Origin of the sequence: Kyrpidia tusciae DSM 2912 (genome assembly GCF_000092905.1) — a bacterium.
Classification (GTDB): Bacteria; Bacillota; Bacilli; order Kyrpidiales; family Kyrpidiaceae; genus Kyrpidia; species Kyrpidia tusciae.
Genome location: NC_014098.1, coordinates 3,267,252 through 3,284,191 on the forward strand (window position 1 = coordinate 3,267,252; position 16,940 = coordinate 3,284,191).

Sequence of the window (16,940 nt, forward strand, 5' to 3'; positions counted from 1 at the left end):
ACACGAAATGCACGCCCGTCAGCGTGTGTTCCGTGTGCCACAACAGGGCCATCGCCCCCCTCGCCAGGAGATTCGACGGTTTCGAGAAACTTTTCCGATTAATCTTCCTATTGTCTCCCCACGGTAGACATTTTTTCTTAGTAGTTTTTCAAAAGGTGGACACACCACCCCCCTCGATTTTCGATGGCCCATATTCTTCCAGCCTCCACTCACACACTCCACCGCCTCGTGGACCAACCGCTCCCCCGCCTTGCCCATCATCATCCGGGCGCCCACGTCTAAAAAGGCGAGGATCGCGTACTGGGGGGACGTGGAGGTGTGCATCATAAACGCTTCCCCACCGGAGATTTCAGGAACGCCAGACCGCCGCTGTGCCCGGACGTGTGCCAGGCGTCCTTGAACTCGTTAACATAATCGTACAGCCGCCGGAAAAATGGCAGCATCAGGCTCCTGCGATATCCCTCCGCCGCCCGGGCAATCCGAGCACATCGAGGAGCTCAAAGAGGAGCTGTCCGCGCTCTTTAAAATAATTTTGTCCTTTATTCATATCGACCTGCCAGTCAGGTGAATAAATGGCTGTTAAGACAACGCTGATCTGCGAGACGATCAACTGGCTGAAACCGTGAAGAGACTGAAAAACAATTCGTGGTATTTCTGGATCCATTTCGTCGGGCACGGGCACGACAAGCGGTTGATGATAGCGCCCTTTGAGTCTGTCTTCAAAGTCATTCGCCCTTCGACATCACAGCCCCGCCGGCACCCGCAAAAAAGCGCGGGGCTCCAACAACTCCCCGCGCTCTCACCGGTCCGGCGGCCGATCTCCTTATCCCCGCCCGACCGTTCATCCGAAACCCTTCTTTTACCGTCCCACCCGTTTCACCGTACACTGGGCGTCTTTGATCCCCAGAGCCCGCAGAATATAATACATCGGGCAAAACCCTGTCAAGGCCGAGATGATCAGCATCAGCCCGACAAAGGCGTCAAAATACACCCAGTGGGGATGCACCCAAAGCGACAGTCCCGCTCCGATCAAAATGAACACCCCGGCCACGATCCGGATGAGGGAACCCTTTCCGGACTCGACGAACATCTCCATCACCCTCCCCCTTATGTCAACCGCTTATGTCAACACCCCTACACACCACCGACCCCCAAGCGCATTGACCGGCCCCCAGGTGGCCAAACGCCTTCCCGGCAGCCCGTGCGACCCGCCTCACGCGTTCGCCTTCGCCTGCGCTTCCCGGCGCATCCGCGCCTTGGCCCGGCGGATCTCCACCGCATAGTAGAGCACCGGGATCACGAACAGCGTCAGCACCGTTGAAGCGATCGTGCCAAACATCAGCGAAATGGCCAGCCCCTGGAAGATCGGGTCGAACAGGATGACAAACGCCCCCACCACCACCGCCGCCGCGGTGAGGAGGATCGGCTTTGCCCGGACCACCCCGGCGGTCACCACCGCCGCATCCAGATCCTCGCCTTCCTTGCGCCGGCGCTCGGCGAACTCCACCAGCAAAATCGAGTTCCGCACGATAATGCCTGCCAGGGCGATCACCCCGATCATCGACGTGGCGGTGAAAAAGGCCCCAAAGAGCCAGTGCCCCGGCACCACCCCGATCATGGTGAGCGGAATCGGCGCCATAATCACCAGAGGTGTGATAAAGGACTGGAACCAGGCGACCACCAGAAGGTACATCACCACCAGCGCCACCCCGAAGGCCAATCCGAGGTCCCGGAACACCTCGTAGGTGATCTGCCATTCCCCATCCCACTTCACCTTGACACCATTTTCCAGCCAAGGCTGATGGGTCAGGTACTGCTCCACCTTGGCGCCGCTCGGCACATGAATCTGGCCCACGGCGTTCCACATCTTGGCGATATCGTAAGCCGGGCTCTCTTCATAGCCCGCCACATCAGCAAACACGTAGGCGACACTTTGGAGATTCTTCCGGTAGAGCGTCTGCTCCGCCGTCTCCTGTTGAATATTCGCCACCTCGCCCAAGGGAATCAGCTTCCCGGAGGGCGTCGGCACCTGGATGCTCTTGAGCTCATCCAAGCTCGACCGCCGGTCCCGGGGCGGCTGCAGCCAGATTTTGACCGGTTCCAGCTCGTGAGGCGGATGCACCAACCCCACCTGGGCCCCGCCCAACATCACTTGCAGCGTCTGGGCCACCTCCTGGTCCGTGATGCCGTTGAGCCGGGCTTGGTCGGTCAGCGTAAACGAATACTGGGTCTGAGGCGCCTGCAGAGACGTGTCCACGTCCACCACGCCGGGCGTCTTCTTGAAAATCTCCGCCGCCTGCTGAACCGCGGCGTACTGGTCGGCGGGATCGTTGCTGTACACCTCCAGCACCAGGGTATCCTGGACCGGCGGCCCCGGCGGCACCTCCACCACCTTCACGTTGGCGCCGTATTTTTGCCCGATGGCCTGCACCGCCGGGCGAATGCGCTTCGCGATATCGTGGCTCTGCTGCTCCCGCTCGCCCTTGGCCACCAAATTCACCTGGATGTCGGCCACATCCGGGCCCTGGCGCAGGTAGTAGTGGCGGACCAAGCCGTTAAAATTAAAGGGCGACGCGGTCCCGATGTACATCTCGTAATCCGTGACCTCGTTGACCGTCGACAGATAATCCCCGATGGCCTTGGTGGCCGCCGCCGTTTGTTCCAAGGTCGTGCCCCGGGGCATGTCGATGACCACCTGAAATTCGCTCTTGTTATCGAAGGGCAGCATCTTCATGGCCACCGCTTTGGTGTAGAAAAAGCCCATCGACGCGATGAGCATCAGTACCACGGCGAGGAAGAACAGGTTGCGCTTCTTGCGGCTGTGCACCATGGCCATGAGCACACCCGCGTACATCCGGGAGATCCGGCCGCCATGCTCTTCGCCGACGTGATCCCCGTTGCCAGAGCGGCCCCCTTCGGCCCCGGGGCCGTCTTCGGACGCGCCTCCCGTCGACGTCCCCGCCTCCGGCGCATCCCCGGGCGTCACCGTCGGTCCCACGGCCACCGTCCCCTCGCGCCCGCCGCTCACACCGGCCGCCGCGACCGCCGCCTCCGGCTCATCCCGCTTCAACAGCCGCAGCCCAAACCAGGGCGTTACGACAAAGGCCACGAGCAGCGAGAAAAACATCGCAATCGAGGCGTTGATGGGAATCGGCGCCATATATGGCCCCATGAGCCCGCGAACGAAAGCCATGGGAATCAAGACGGCAATGACCGTGAACGTCGCGAGGATCGTGGGATTTCCCACCTCGTCCACCGAACGGACCGCCGCATCCAAGGGCTTGAGCGTTCGCATCCGGAACCATCGGTGCATATTCTCCACGACGACAATGGCGTCATCCACCAGGATCCCGATGGCAAAGATCAAAGCAAACAGCGTCACCCGGTTCAGGGTGTACCCGTGCATGTAGCTCAGGAACAAAGCCAGCGCCAGGGTCACGGGCACCGCGATGCCCACCACGATGGCCTCCCGGATTCCGAGCACCACCCCGATGAGCAGGATCACCGACGCTGTGGCAATGAGCAGGTGATCGATGAGCTCATTGGCCTTTTCCATCGCCGTCTCTCCGTAATCCCGGGTCACCGTGACCTGCACGTCCGAAGGGATGACCTTGCCCTTGAGATCATCCACCTTCTTGATGACGTCGTTCGCCACCCAGACCGCATTGGTCCCGGGCTTTTTCGAGACGGAGATGGTCACTGCAGGGAAAATGCGCCCTGGGGGCTCGGTCACGCCTTTGTCCGCCGCCCGGGGCCCGGTCCCGAAGAGAACGTACCGATTGACCTCCGACGGACCATCCGTCACCGTGGCCACATCTTTGAGAAACACCGGGCGCTGATCGTAAACCCCGACCACCAAGTTCTTGACCTGTTCGGGATCCACCAGATACGTCCCGGCTTTGACCTTGAACTGCTTGTTCGCCTCGGCGAACTGGCCGGCGTCCAGGGACTGGTTCCCGCTCTGGAGCGTCCTTTCCAATGTCAGCGGCGAAATCCCGTAGGCCGCCAATCGGGTCGGATCGACCTCCACCCGAACTTGCCGCTCCCGGCCGCCGATCACCTGGACCTTGGCGACGTTTTCCACCCGGTTGACCTCGTCGGCCACTACAGCAGTGATCCGCCGCAAATCGTAGTCGTTGAGCTTGTTGGTCCACAAGGTCACCGAGACGATGGGCACATCGTCGATGGTCATCGGCTTGACCAAGGGCTGGCCCACGCCGGGGGGAACCTCGTCCATGTTGGACATCACTTCGTTGTACGTACGGACCACCGCGTCGTTCAGGTCGGTGCCGACATAGTACCGAAGCGTGATCAGCGCCTGGCCCGGTTGGGAAGTGGAATAGATATACTCGACCCCTTTGATCTTCCAAAGCTTCTTTTCGAGGACTTTCGTCACCCGGTCCTCCACGTCCTTGGCCGTGGCGCCGGGATAAGGGACGAAAATATCGATCATCGGCACGGAGATCTGGGGTTCTTCTTCCCGGGGAGTGTTCAGCACCGCCAGCACGCCCATCAACAGCGCGGCCAGCACCAATAGCGGCGTGATCTTCGAATTGATAAATGCTTTGGCGATTCTGCCCGAGAGGCCGATCTTCATGAGCCGGTCCTCACTTCCGCCCCGTCGCTCACCCGATCCACACCGGAAACGACGATCCGTTCACCGGGGTTCAGCCCGCTCAACACCTCGACCTGATCCCCGGATTCCCGACCCAATGACACATAACGAAGATGGGCCCGGTTCTGATTATCCACCGCATACACCCCGGTGAATTGCGACCAGCGCACCACCGCCGCCTTCGGGATGAAAATCTTATCATTCGGCCCGCCGGTGCCGAGGACCGCCTCGCCAAACATTCCCGGCCGCACCTCCACATCGCCGGGAAGGCGTATCTTCATTTTAAAAGTCCGGCTGGCGGGATCGATTCGCGGCGTGATCTCGTACACCGTCCCGGTAACCGACCGGTTCAAAGCCGGAATGTGCACCGAGACGGTATCGCCGATTTTCATGGCCGCGGCCAGTTTCTCTTCGGCATAGACCTCCAGGGCGAAGGGCCCTTTTTCCACCGTCAGGAGAGGCATCCCAGGGCTCGCCATGTCTCCTTCATTCACCGTCTTCGAGGTCACGAACCCGTCAAAGGGCGCTTTCAGGACGGTGTCGCTCAGATTGGCGGACGCCGCCTGGACCGAAGCCTGGGCCTGACCCAAGGCCGCCTGGGCTTCACCGAGCCGGGCCTGGGCCTCCGCCTTCTGGGCCAGAGCCCCCTGCAGGGCGGCCTGGGCTTGGTCATACTGAGCCTTTGCCGCCTGGTAGCGCGTCTGGGCATGATCGTAATCCTGGCGGCTCGCCGCACCGGCTTCATACAGCGATTGGGTGCGTTCAAAATCTGATTGAGCGCCCTGAAGATTCGCTTGGGCCGCCTGTAGGCTGGCCTGGGATTGCCGGATCGCCTCGTCGATCTGCGCCTGAACTGACTGGGCAGCCTGAACTCCGGCCTGGGCCTGGGCACTGCCCGCCTGGGCCTGTTTGACAGCCGCCGCCAAGGGTTCCGGATTCAGGACCACCAAGGTCTGGCCTTGCTTGACAAAATCCCCCTCCTTCACGAGTACCTGCTGCACCGAGGCCATGATTTTGCTGGCGACCTGGGAGGTCCCGTCGGCGACCACAGTTCCGGGCACCGTGACACCGGTGCGGTCCGCCGATTGTTCCACCGCGGCCACCTTGACCCCGCTGATGCTCGCGGGGGCCCGTTCGGCGGTGCCTGGGGGAATCTTATGTACGAGGACACCGCTCAGGACCAGGAGGAACCCTCCCAGGGGGACGCCGAGGAACAACACACCCTTCACCCACGTTTTCATACCTACCACCTTTCTGCCGTTGAACCGTCCGAAATGCAAGGCGGGGCGAAAGCACCGGTCACCCCTTCGGAGATCTCCCCGAGCCGCGCTTCGAACGAACCGAAACCTTCCGTCACCTCCCTGGCCTTCCGGGCAAGCCTCGGCATCATACCCTACCCGGTACCCCGATTCCACTCAACATTATTATGGTGGGAGGGTAGAATCCATGTCAAGGCTGCCTTTGACTTTGCGGATTTTCCGTGTCATCCTGGAAAAAAGAGAGGAAACCGCCAGCGGTATCCGGCGGGCGGCAGGAGGGGGAGGATTCGTGGAAACTTATCAAACTGTCGGGCGACAAAGCGAGACAGAGATTGTTATCAAGAAATCCCGGTTCATCGGCCGGGCGGCCCGGGTGTCCACTGAAGAGGAGGCCGCGGCCTTCTTGGAGGCGATCCGCCGCAAACATTGGGACGCCGCCCACAACTGTTACGCTTACACCATCGGCCCGCACTCCGAGATCCAGCGCTCCAGCGACGACGGGGAACCCGCCGGCACCGCCGGGCGCCCGATCCTCGAAGTCTTGCACCACATGAACCTGCGGGACACCCTCGTGGTGGTCACCCGGTATTTTGGCGGGGTCCTGCTCGGGGCCGGAGGACTGGCCCGGGCCTACGGGCACGCGGCCTCCGAGGCGGTGCGTGCCGCCGGCATTCTCCGCCGCCGCCCCCACGTCCGGGTCCGGATTCGCCTCCCTTACCCCGCCTTCGGCAAACTCGAACACCACCTGGCCCAGCGCGGCTGGCCCCGGGAAGAGCCGGTGTTCGCCGAAGACGTTCGGCTCACCGTTTACGTTCCCCGAGGCCGCGAACACGAATGCCAGTCCGCGGCGGCGGACGCCACGGCCGGTCAGGTGGACATTCGATTCGAGGAGGAGGTCTGGTTGGATGAGGTGGACGGGACAGCCCGGGTCCCCTCCTCCTTATCGGAGGATTTCTCCGGTTCCAATTCCCCCGAAGGATGAATCCGGCGAAGCTCCGCCGGCGGGACCTGTTCCTTTTCCCGGGGCCGCCCCAGCCAAATCGGCAACCGCCGTTCCACCATGCGCAGTTGATATAACCACTCGATGTGCCGGGCGCGATTCAACTGTTCCTCCACCGAGCGAAGCCGCTGCCTGAGAGAAATAATGCACCCGGCCACAATGAGTTCCGTCACCCCTTCCGCCGATACCTGAAGACCTTGAATACAGGAAAGATCGAAATAGCCATAGGCTTCATCTCCGGGGATGAGGGCGGTGCGAACCTTGAGGGGCACCAGCAGAAATTGGTCGTGGAGCGCCAGGGGCACCAGCAACTTTCTGGCCACCTCCCGGCCATAAATTTCGCGCACTTGTCGCAGATCCACCGCCAGGGAGGCGGCCAGACTCTTGAGCAGCCGGGAAGCGGAGGTGGGAAGGAGGTCGAATTCTCCATTCTTCCAGAGGACAAGGGTGACATCTCCCATTTGGTTGTAGACCGGCCAGAACGCCCCGAGTTCCCAGACTTCCCGACCCAAATCCAAAAACTGCATGTTCGATGAGACCCCCTTTACTTGAATGAAATATTATCAATACAACCATAACGAAATACTCAATACTTGTCTAGCGATTAAAACTGATTCGCCTCTTCATTAACCATTTTTAAAAACTCATTCTCCACTTGTAAAAATTCAGCCCCCTCTACCCCGAGAAGTTGGGGAAACTGACAACCTGACCCCGGGGTTTGCCCGCTTTATCCTCAAAATGCGCGCAATATCCACCGGAGGCCTCCGGGGAAAGGACTGGAGAGATGATTCCACCCATTCCACCGGATCTGCTGAGCGAAGCCCGGGCCGGACGCCCGGCTGCTGTGGCTGAGCTCTGGCTTCACCTGCGGCCCCTGGCCGCCATGGTCGCAAGGAAATACCGAAGCATCGATCGGGAAGACGCCGAAGGGGAGGCGGCCCTGATTTACCTTGAAGTACTCCAGATCTGGGACCCGAATCGCGAAGTGCCCTTTCCGGCTTTCTTCGCCCGAAAATTGCACCACCGGCTGTGGACCCTGGTGAGGCGGATGTCCCGGGAGACGCAAAGACGGGCGATGTCTGGAGGGCAAGCGGAGGATGGGGGACCCGGGGACATCTTTGCGCTGCTTCGGGACCCCCGCTGGGCCGAGCCCTTTCTCGAGGTGGAAATCCGGCTGCTCTTGGCGGGACTCGCGCCCCGGGAACGCCGGATTCTCGCCGGCCTTCTGAGCGGGCTGCCCTTGTCGGCACTGGCGGAACAAGAAGGGGTCACCCGCCAGAGCGTCACGTATCACTTGCACCGGGCGTTGAAAAAGTTGGGGCGCGACTGGGGAAGATAAAGAGGACAAAGGGGACCTGAACATGCGGCGGGCCGGGCGGCCGCCCGGGCGGCCCTCCGGCCCTCGTTCATTCCGCGGGGGGATCTCCCACCGCAAACATCAACTCACCCTCGGCCACAACCCGGTCCCCCACCAGGGCCCGGCCTTCGCCCTTGCCCACCGACCCTTTCAAGCGGGTCATCTGGACCTCCAGGCGCAGCTGATCCCCGGGCCGGACCTGCCGCCGGAACCGGAAGCGGTCGATCCCGGCAAAAAAGCCGATCTTCCCCCGATAGGCTTCGGCGGAAAGGATCGCTACCGCACCGGTTTGGGCCAGGGCTTCCACGATCAGGACCCCGGGCATCACAGCGTATTGGGGAAAATGCCCGACAAAGAACGGTTCGTTGACGGTGACGTTCTTGAGGCCCACCGCCCGGACGCCGGGTTCCACCTCCACAATGCAGTCCACCAGCAAAAACGGCGGCCTGTGCGGCAGGATTTGTTGAATCTGCTCAGTATGAAGCAATGTGTATCACCTCCAGGGGCTAGACGGAGAACCACCCATTCCCGAACATCCGGGGGCCTCGGGAGCGCATGATGGGAGGCCGGCGGCCCACACTAGTCATACCGCCCTCTCCTCCGCGGAACCGGGCGTTGACATAAAAAGCACCTTCCCTTTCCGGGAACGGTGCTCCGGTACATAATCCGGCCCGGCGGCGGATCATGCGGAGGATTGGTTCACTTCGCGAATCTTCAACAAATAAATGAAGCTCGTCAGAAACGAGAACCCCACCGTCAGCCACAACAGCTCCGTCATCACCGACCACTCGAACAGAACCGCCACCACGGTGATGTAGTACAAAACGGTGGTCGCCTTTCCCCAAATCATCGCGGGAACGATCTTCTTGCCCCGGCGGTGGAGCACCCCGGCGCTGACAATCATCGCAGCCTCCCGCAAGGCCAAAAGCCCGGCCATCCACCACTGCAGCCGGCCGTCGACCACGAAGGAAACGAGAACCGCCACCATCATCAGCTTGTCCGCCAAGGGGTCCAGCATGATCCCCAGGTCCGTTATCTGGCGATGCCGCCTCGCCCAATACCCGTCAAGTACATCCGTCAGCCCGGCCATCATGAGCACTACCAGGGCGCCTTCCATATTCCAGGGCCGAGGCGAAAAAAACACGATTACATACACCGGGATGAGCATAAACCGGACGATGGTGAGGGCATTGGGTATGTTCACGGGGTGACCTCCTCGAAACAATCCAAACATCATTATACTGCCCCGTGACAGGCCCGGCAATGAAATTGCACCCCCAAAATCCCAAGTATCCCGGTTAGCCCCGCAGATTGTTCGCCATGCTCATCATCTGATCCGCGGTGAGCACCGCCCGGGCACTGAGGGCGTATAAGCGCTCCGCCTCCATGAGTTTGGTCATCACATCGGTGAGCTCCACATTCGAGGCCTCCAGATACCCTTGCCGCAACCGTCCAAAGCGCAAAGGATCCGCGATGTCCGCCGGGGTGAGGGGAACCTCGGTGCCGGCGTCGTAAAGATTGTTCCCAGCCTTGATCAACCGCTGGGGGTGGTCGAACACCACCCGACCGAGCACGGCAATATCCGTTGGCGTCCCTGCCACAGACCCTGTGATTCGCCCGTCCGGCCCAATAGCGAGGGTCGAGAGATCCACCCCGGTCAAATCGATGGGCGCCCCGTATTCATCCAGTACGACATGGCCGTCCGCCGTCACGAGAGTGGCTTGACCTGCGGGGTCCACCGACACTTGAAAAGACCCATCCCGAGTGTAGCGCATGCCCTCGGGCCCAGATACGACGAAAAATCCTTCCCCTTCCCAGGCGACGTCCAGCTTTCGCCCCGTCTCTTGCAGCGGCCCCTGGCTCCAGTCGGATACCCGGGCCGCCGCCCGAACCCCGCTTCCCACCGGCAGCCCCGGCGGCGTGTCCGGGGCGGGGATCCGAACCCCCGGAGCGTAGTGAACGGCCAATAAATCTGAGAAGGCGAGATCCTCGCTTTTGTACCCCGTGGTGTTCATGTTTGCCGCATCGTTCGCCATGGCGTTCACCCAATGGCTCGCGGCGCTCATCCCCGATGCGCCGGTCCACAGGACCCTCATCCTCCGAACCCCCTTCTGCGTCCCCCGGATCAAAAGTTTTTGGCACGGGGCCCATTACCCGTCCCGCGAAAATTATGCGTTTACCCGCCCGACCTGGTTGACCAGCTTGTCCATGCTCTGGTCCACGGTGCGAATGACCTTTTGGTTCGCCTCATAGGCTCGGACCACGTCGATCATCTGGACCATCGTCTGACCGGGGTCCACGTTCGACTGCTCCAGGAACCCTTGGCGCACCTGGGCCAACGAGGGAACCAACCCGCCCGCCGCGCCCGGTGTGAGCACATAGACGCCCGTGCCCTGTTTCTGGAGCGCGGCCACCGGCGCGTCCAGCACCGCCAATCCTCCGAACACTTCCGCCCCGGTCCCATCGTAGGTGTGCACCGCCCCCGAAGCGTCCAGCGCCACCGAGGAGCCCGGGATCACTTGACCGTTCGGCCCCGCCGCCAGCACCCGATATCCATCCCCGGTGTACAACTGCCCGTTCGGCCCTTCGATAAACTGCCCATCCCGGGTGAGCAGGATCTGCCCGTTCGGGCCCTCCACCGCAAAAAAAGCCTCCACCCCGCCGGGCCGGCTTTGCCTCCCCGGCGGATCGATCAAGGCAAAATCCTGGTTGCGCTTGGTCTCCACCAAGGGGCCCGGCGTAAACCGGGGTGGCGCGTCCTCCATCGTCGCCCCCAGGTTGAGCGGCCCGACCCCGGGGGCGAGGGGGAGAGCGGTGCCGGAGGCCGGGCTTCCCAGCCGGCGCAGAAACAGATCCCCAAAAGTTCGAAGGGAGGGCTCGTCCTGCTTGTACCCCGGCGTGGAGGCGTTGACGAGGTTATTCGCCACGATCTCCTCCCGGCGCTGCTGGGCGATCATCCCCGACGCCGCAATATACAAGCCCCGAATCATGCTCCGATTCCCCTTTCGCCCCGTATGTATCGCCTCGCTGCGAACACCTTGCTGCCTTAAGATGCGTCCGACGCTGGTGCGATTCCTGCCTGTCGTCGCCAACTTTCCGGCGACGAATCCCGGGCCTGGGTTGTGGCCCGGAAATCAGTGGACAAACCCGGTGCGACTCAGTGACCAGGATGTGGGGGGCATCGTCATCCCGAGTCGCCGGAAACCTTTGTCAGCCTCGTCAGCCTTGTCCCGGGACCTGCGAACAGAAGTGGCGACGACGGCGGACGGATGCAAGGCAAGTCGTCCTGCCACTCCCGTTTTCGCCGGCATGGCCGGCGGTGTCACAACAGCGTGTTCACCATCGTCCGGGGGGATGAACTTTGGCCGTTGCGGTACTTATTCTTCGTGGCCTCCCCGCCCCGCAGGTGCCGAATCGACTTGTGATATTCCAGGATCTCTTTGACTCGGCTGGCCAACTCCGGGTTGATCTCCGGCAGGCGCTCGGTCAGATCTTTGTGCACGGTACTCTTGGATACGCCGAATTCTCGGGCGATCGTGCGCACGGTGTTGCGGGTCTCGACGATATACTCGCCGATTTTGATCGTGCGCTCGCGGATGTAATCGTGCACGCCCTTCGCCTCCCCACATCTCAAAATGTCTGATACATTCTATGCGGAGAGGGGGGTGCTATGCCTAAGCTGTCGACACCTGAAGCATGATGAGGGGAGGACGGGCTCATGCCCACTCCCGGAGGTTGACAACCCCCCCGGGGGAGGTTCTCGCCCGGGACAAATCCGCACACAAAAAAAGGGGAAGCGACCTCGGCGGCCGCCCCCGTCATTCCCCGTCTCCAGGTTACGGAGTTCCGGGTTTGGGCAGCAAGGTTTCCGGATTCACATCTTGACCGTCTTTCTTGATCTCCAAATGCACGTGGTTCTTGTCCGCCGCTTCGAACTTGTTGAGCCCCGAGGTGCCGATGGGTTGCCCCTGGGTCACCGATTCGCCGGGCTTGACGGAAACATCCGCAAGGGATGCGTAGTACAGCGTATACCCGTTATCCGCCGCTATCTCCACCACTTTACCCATCAGCGGGTCATCTTCCACCTTGCTGACCTTCCCCGCCGCGGCGGCCAAAACCTGGAACGGCTTTCCGTTCTGGGCCGAAAGATCAATACCGTGATGCGGATAGTAGCTGTTGTCGAATTTCACCAGTGCCGCCGCCTGGGCGTCTTTGCTGAGGGTGTCGTCAAAATTCTTCATCGAAACGCTGACCTGGGCGGAAGGATCTGCCGGCCAGATGAACCCCGGCTGCGCTCCCACGGGAACTGCCGGCGGATTGTTGTTGTCAAGGGCGGTGGAGTTCGGCGCCGGCGCCGGCGTCTCGTGAGCAAAAGGCCAGACCTGGGCAGTTTTGGCGTACATGAGGGCGATGATTAGGACGGCGGCCGTCAAATAAATGGCTGGGTAGAACCACCGTGTCCGCAGAATATTTCGCCACGCACGTTCCCCAGGGCCGACTTGCGTCCCCTCGGCGACCATCCTCTCCCCGGGTTCCGCCTGCCCACCCACCGGGGCGGCCGATTCCTGACCCTTGTCGGGCTCGCTCGGTTCCGCATCCCGGGAATGCTCAAAATGTTGGTCTTCTTGTTTCACTTTCATCACCTCAGTAGGCCATTCTCGCCGGGGATGAGGTGAAATATACCAAGCGAGCCCAGGAATTGTGAGATTTTTAACGGTTCGGCCCTTTTGCCGCCGCCAGAACCAAAGTTTTGGACCAGGGCACCACTCGGGTCCCCCGATAGTAGTACTGTAAAATTTCCTCCGCCGTTTTCCCCTGCTGGGCCAGGGCTTCGGCGCCGTACTGGCTCATGCCGACCCCGTGGCCGTAGCCCGTCGTCCGAAAGGTCACCTCGCCGCCGGAGACCGCCCAGGTAAAGGAGGTGGAATTGAGCCCCAAGGCCGTGCGAAAATCGTTGCCGCTCACCACCCGGTCCCCGACGCGGAGCTGGGTGATGCGATGGGTCGGGCTCTCCTCGAGGACTTGGATAAAGGATCCTCCCGGGGTGGCGGGCACGGCCGTCAGGTGTAAAGCCGCCGCCAAGTCTTTAATGGAGACAGTTTTCGTGTCCTGAAATCGCGGGGCCACCGAGGCGTCCCAGGGAGATGGGACCGACTGAAGATACGGGAGGTTTTTCCCCCACACTTCTTGGGCGCTGGCCGTATAGCCATTGCTTGTGGAGAAAAAGGTCGCGTCAATGGGCTGGTCCCCGTAGACGAGGATTTGGCCCGCCGTTTCCTTCACCGCCTGGCGAATGCGGTCGTATTTGGCCGTAAACTGCGATCCCCACCGGCGGCGAAGATCATCGGGAGAAAGAAACGCTTGATCCCGGGTATGGTCGTCGGTGATATCCGCCCCTCCGGCGGCCCGGCCGGGATGGGCCAGGGCCCGGACGGCGTTGGTGCGGGCGGCGACGGCCTGGGCTTTGAGCGCCTCCATGTGAAAATTCGCCGGCATTTCTGCCGCGACGACCCCGGTGACATAGTCTTCCAGGGGCATGCGAGTGACCGAATGGGTTGCGGCCCGGTACACGCGGATCACCGGCCCGGGATCAGCCGCGGGGAGGGCGGCCGGCCCCGGGCGGAGGGCGATCACGGCGGCCGCCGGTATGAGAAAGGCGAGGATCACGGGCAGTACGGCCGACCACGAAAAACGCTTCAACGCATTCCCTCCCTCGCAGTGGATGCAACCGGAGCGGCACTGCCGGACCGGCCTGGGTGGGATTTTGGCACCGCCCGGACAGGAGCCGCAAAGCGCTTCGGGCAATTCATGTTGGTTTTTATGCATCGGCCCGCTGCAGTATACCGATGCGATCACGGAATCGGCACTTGGGCCCTCAGGATCCCTTGCCGCGAAAAGGAATGTAAAGCGCACATGATGAATGTTTGTGAGAAAGGAGTGATGGGCATGTCGCTGTTGGAGTCGATCGTCGCATGCGCCCCAGTGATCCAACAACTTCAACGAGAACCCGCGGCCGTCGTTGTGGCCGATACCCAACAATTGGTGGCCGTGTTGCCTCATCCGCGAATCCCCATACCGGGTCAACCGGGAGATTCATTGGAACAATACGATAAGACAGCCATTTACCGCGCCATCGCTACCGGGCAACCCGTGTTTACACCTGTAAGTAAGGAGGTTTTCGGATTTCCTTACTTCAGTGCCACACAGACGCTTTATGAGAACGGCAAGCTCATCGGAGCCATTTCGCTCCTTACGTTGACAGAACGGGAGGAGCAACTGAGAGACCAGGCCCATGAATTGTCAGCCTTGGTGGAGCAGTTGTCCGCCAACGCCGAATCTCTGTCCCGTGCCGCGGCCGAGGTGGCGTCGGCGAACGACGACATGAGCCAGCACGCGGCCTTGGCGCAGGAACGAATCCAGCTGACCACCGGCGTGCTATCCTTCATCCACGAAGTGGCGGCCCAATCGAACCTTTTGGGTCTCAACGCCGCCATCGAGGCGGCCCGGGCGGGGGAATCCGGACGGGGCTTTGCCGTGGTGGCGGATGAGATCCGGCGCCTGGCCCAGCGCAGCCAGTCGGCCTCCAAGGAGATCGAGGACAGCCTGTCGCAGATTCGCACCGCTGTGGAGCGCATGGTCACTGATATTCAAACGTCCAGTCAATACACGGAATCTCAGGCCAGTGCCGCCGAAGAACTGGCGGCTTCCCTCGGACAGATCGCCAGGGCGGCGGAAACCCTGGCCAGACTGTCCCGGGTGGAAAGCGATGACGCGTTCCTCGCCTCCACGGGGTTGGCCGTTGCGGGAAGGTCGGCCGCGCCGAGGGGAGAAGCCGGCCCGGCGGGTTCATAAAAATCCCGGACCAGGTGAACACTAGCGCTAACTGTCATCAGTGGGAGTGTTCGCCTATGTCGCTCCAGCGGAACACTGTATGTCGGCACCCGTTCTCTCCCGCCCCCTCCCCGCGCCGGTCAAGGGGCCGCTGGGCGGGGTGGGTGCTTTTCTTGTGCCTCGTCGGAGGGGCGTTGCCGGCTTTGTCCGCAGATGCCGAAGCGGCGGGAGCGGCCGAGGCACAAAAGCCTCAAAGGCCGTTGGTGTCGGTCATCCGGGAAGGGGCCGTCTGGGTGCTCCAGGCGGATGGTCGGTTCGCGCCCGTTCCCAAAACTGAAGGGGCGGACCGGGCGATTTTTTCACCCGACGGCCGGTTTCTCGCCGTTCATAGATCCGAGGGCTCTCTTTGGCTGACCACCCCGGACGGCAGGAAAGGATGGCTCCTGGCCAAGGATCGAGTGAGTCCCGATATGGCCTGGTCGCCTGCGGGCGGACGGCTTGGCTACATCCGTTCCGGAGCTTTGTGGGTGATCCCCTGCGGTCCGGAAGGCCCCAGCGACTGGAGCCTGGCCGCCCCGGAAGCGGAACGGTTTGCTTGGAGCTCCGATGGCAGCCGGTTGTACGTGGCCACCCCTGCTTGGTCCGTGGCAACCCCGCCGAAGCCCACAACCCCCACCGTTCCCCGGAAGCCTGCAGGTCCACCCGGGCGGCCCGGCCCCGATGCAGGCACCCGGGGCGCCGGGCAAGAACCGGGAGACTCCCCGGGAAAGGGCCGGCATGAGGCGTCGGCAGCAACAACGAATGGCACCTCGCCCTCTCCGGCCCTCGGCGAGGCCGCGGGGGCCACAGGAACGCCGGTCAGGCGGCAGGTGGTTCGCATCCTGGAAGTGAAGTGGCGGGGAGGCACGCCCAGGGTATGGGGAGAGCTTCCATTGCGAATGGTTGAGGATTTCCAGGAGTTCACGGGTGTGCGGCATAAACTCCCTGAGCCGAAGAAGGTGGAAGGGATTCGCGTGTACGACGATCAAACGCCTTCTGCGTCTCAAGGATCCCGGGCACCCGGCCGGTCCGGGTGGCCAATCTGGGGCGTAGAGGGGATCTACCCATCCCCGGGTGGTGAAGCGGTAGCTTTGGTGGTGCGGGATGCACCGGATTCCCGCCGGGCTCTCCACCGGGGCCTCATCAGCTTCACCGGCCGATCCGCGATTCCCCTTGTGGTCTGGCAGGCGGGACCAGGCTCCCGCCTCGAAATCGCGGGTTGGACCATACAAGATCGACGCCTGTGGATCGGTTTTTTGACGGATCGTCGTCGAGAATCCGGACATCGAACAGAGGGGCGCTCTGAAGCCTTTGAGGGGGAATTCCTGGCTTGGAAGGTGCCTGAAGGAGCAGTTTCGTCGGTGGACCGACCCGTCATCCTGACGCCGGAAACGGCAACGGACCGCAGGGCATCGTCAGATCCCCAGGCTCAGGGGTGGTTGGTGGTTCGCGCTTTTGCCCATCCGTGGATTCAGGAGCGATGGAGGCCGGCCTCCTTATGGGCCGTTCGCCCGGACGGCCGGGCCATTCAACTGAGCCGTCCGCTTTTCGGGGCGGAAGATCTGGCCGGGTGGTGGGGACCCGGTGAACAGTGGGTGGGGTTGCGAAAGACGTGGGGCCGCGCCAGGCTCTGGTGGTCTTCCCGGCCCCTTGGCCGCACCGAAGTGCTGGTGGACGGCCTCGGCCGGGACGTTGCCCCTGGGGTCGTTGATATCGGCTTTGTCCATCCCGGGCCGGATAAAAGCACCCGGGTGACCGCCGGCGCAGGACTTCCCCGCCCCACCGGCCGGACGGGCGCGGACAAAGGAGCCCCGGGCCTCGGGTGATACCGTGGGCGAT

16 protein-coding genes are annotated in these 16,940 nt (G+C 62.2%); 4 read left to right on the forward strand and 12 right to left on the reverse strand.

What is annotated here, in order from left to right; translation table 11 throughout:
- Nucleotides 1-18: 18 nt before the first annotated feature.
- The 4 genes from BTUS_RS19380 to BTUS_RS15925 form a co-directional block, all read right to left on the reverse strand.
- Nucleotides 19-390 (reverse strand): hypothetical protein, encoded by a 372-nt coding sequence (locus BTUS_RS19380; protein WP_083780261.1) that lies wholly within the window; start codon nt 388-390, stop codon nt 19-21.
- Between the two features lie 469 nt (nt 391-859).
- Nucleotides 860-1,096, reverse strand: a complete 237-nt coding sequence (locus tag BTUS_RS15915; protein WP_245543338.1) for a YgaP family membrane protein — start codon at nt 1,094-1,096, stop codon at nt 860-862.
- A gap of 117 nt (nt 1,097-1,213) precedes the next feature.
- A complete protein-coding gene (locus BTUS_RS19045; protein WP_013077089.1) occupies nt 1,214-4,597 on the reverse strand; it encodes an efflux RND transporter permease subunit in 3,384 nt (1,127 codons plus the stop codon).
- The gene (locus BTUS_RS15925; RefSeq protein ID WP_013077090.1) at nt 4,594-5,856 is read right to left on the reverse strand and encodes an efflux RND transporter periplasmic adaptor subunit; all 1,263 of its coding nucleotides are present in this window, start codon (nt 5,854-5,856) and stop codon (nt 4,594-4,596) included. The genes BTUS_RS19045 and BTUS_RS15925 overlap by 4 nt, the downstream gene beginning before the upstream one ends.
- Nucleotides 5,857-6,163: 307 nt before the next feature.
- Here BTUS_RS15925 and BTUS_RS15930 point away from each other — a divergent pair, with 307 nt between their 5' ends.
- The gene (locus BTUS_RS15930; protein WP_013077091.1) at nt 6,164-6,856 is read left to right on the forward strand and encodes a YigZ family protein; all 693 of its coding nucleotides are present in this window, start codon (nt 6,164-6,166) and stop codon (nt 6,854-6,856) included.
- Here the strand turns inward: BTUS_RS15930 and BTUS_RS18170 are convergent.
- Nucleotides 6,742-7,401: a hypothetical protein gene (locus tag BTUS_RS18170; RefSeq protein WP_013077092.1), complete on the reverse strand. Its 660-nt coding sequence runs from the start codon at nt 7,399-7,401 to the stop codon at nt 6,742-6,744. The genes BTUS_RS15930 and BTUS_RS18170 overlap by 115 nt on opposite strands.
- 257 nt (nt 7,402-7,658) lie before the next feature.
- On the opposite strand from BTUS_RS18170, the gene BTUS_RS15940 reads away from it, so the two are divergent.
- The gene (locus BTUS_RS15940) at nt 7,659-8,213 is read left to right on the forward strand and encodes a sigma-70 family RNA polymerase sigma factor (protein ID WP_013077093.1); all 555 of its coding nucleotides are present in this window, start codon (nt 7,659-7,661) and stop codon (nt 8,211-8,213) included.
- A gap of 67 nt (nt 8,214-8,280) precedes the next feature.
- On the opposite strand, the gene fabZ is transcribed toward BTUS_RS15940, so the two are convergent.
- The 7 genes from fabZ to spoIID form a co-directional block, all read right to left on the reverse strand.
- Nucleotides 8,281-8,718 (reverse strand): 3-hydroxyacyl-ACP dehydratase FabZ, encoded by a 438-nt coding sequence (gene fabZ, locus BTUS_RS15945; RefSeq protein ID WP_013077094.1) that lies wholly within the window; start codon nt 8,716-8,718, stop codon nt 8,281-8,283.
- 195 nt (nt 8,719-8,913) lie between these two features.
- The gene (gene pgsA / locus BTUS_RS15950; protein ID WP_013077095.1) at nt 8,914-9,435 is read right to left on the reverse strand and encodes a CDP-diacylglycerol--glycerol-3-phosphate 3-phosphatidyltransferase; all 522 of its coding nucleotides are present in this window, start codon (nt 9,433-9,435) and stop codon (nt 8,914-8,916) included.
- A gap of 94 nt (nt 9,436-9,529) precedes the next feature.
- On the reverse strand, nt 9,530-10,327 hold the full coding sequence (locus tag BTUS_RS15955; protein WP_013077096.1) for a flagellar hook-basal body protein: 798 nt from the start codon (nt 10,325-10,327) through the stop codon (nt 9,530-9,532).
- Between the two features lie 72 nt (nt 10,328-10,399).
- On the reverse strand, nt 10,400-11,221 hold the full coding sequence (locus tag BTUS_RS15960) for a flagellar hook-basal body protein (protein WP_013077097.1): 822 nt from the start codon (nt 11,219-11,221) through the stop codon (nt 10,400-10,402).
- 332 nt (nt 11,222-11,553) lie between these two features.
- On the reverse strand, nt 11,554-11,841 hold the full coding sequence (gene spoIIID / locus BTUS_RS15965; protein ID WP_013077098.1) for a sporulation transcriptional regulator SpoIIID: 288 nt from the start codon (nt 11,839-11,841) through the stop codon (nt 11,554-11,556).
- Nucleotides 11,842-12,067: 226 nt separating this feature from the next.
- Complete coding sequence (locus tag BTUS_RS15970; RefSeq protein WP_013077099.1) at nt 12,068-12,865, reverse strand: M23 family metallopeptidase; 798 nt, start codon at nt 12,863-12,865, stop codon at nt 12,068-12,070.
- A 76-nt stretch (nt 12,866-12,941) separates the two neighbouring features.
- The gene (gene spoIID / locus BTUS_RS15975; RefSeq protein ID WP_013077100.1) at nt 12,942-13,931 is read right to left on the reverse strand and encodes a stage II sporulation protein D; all 990 of its coding nucleotides are present in this window, start codon (nt 13,929-13,931) and stop codon (nt 12,942-12,944) included.
- 246 nt (nt 13,932-14,177) lie between these two features.
- Between spoIID and BTUS_RS15980 the strand changes: the two genes are divergently transcribed.
- Both BTUS_RS15980 and BTUS_RS15985 read left to right on the forward strand, forming a co-directional pair.
- The gene (locus BTUS_RS15980) at nt 14,178-15,083 is read left to right on the forward strand and encodes a methyl-accepting chemotaxis protein (RefSeq protein ID WP_013077101.1); all 906 of its coding nucleotides are present in this window, start codon (nt 14,178-14,180) and stop codon (nt 15,081-15,083) included.
- Between the two features lie 152 nt (nt 15,084-15,235).
- Nucleotides 15,236-16,927, forward strand: a complete 1,692-nt coding sequence (locus BTUS_RS15985; protein WP_123809359.1) for a TolB-like translocation protein — start codon at nt 15,236-15,238, stop codon at nt 16,925-16,927.
- Nucleotides 16,928-16,940: the final 13 nt, after the last annotated feature.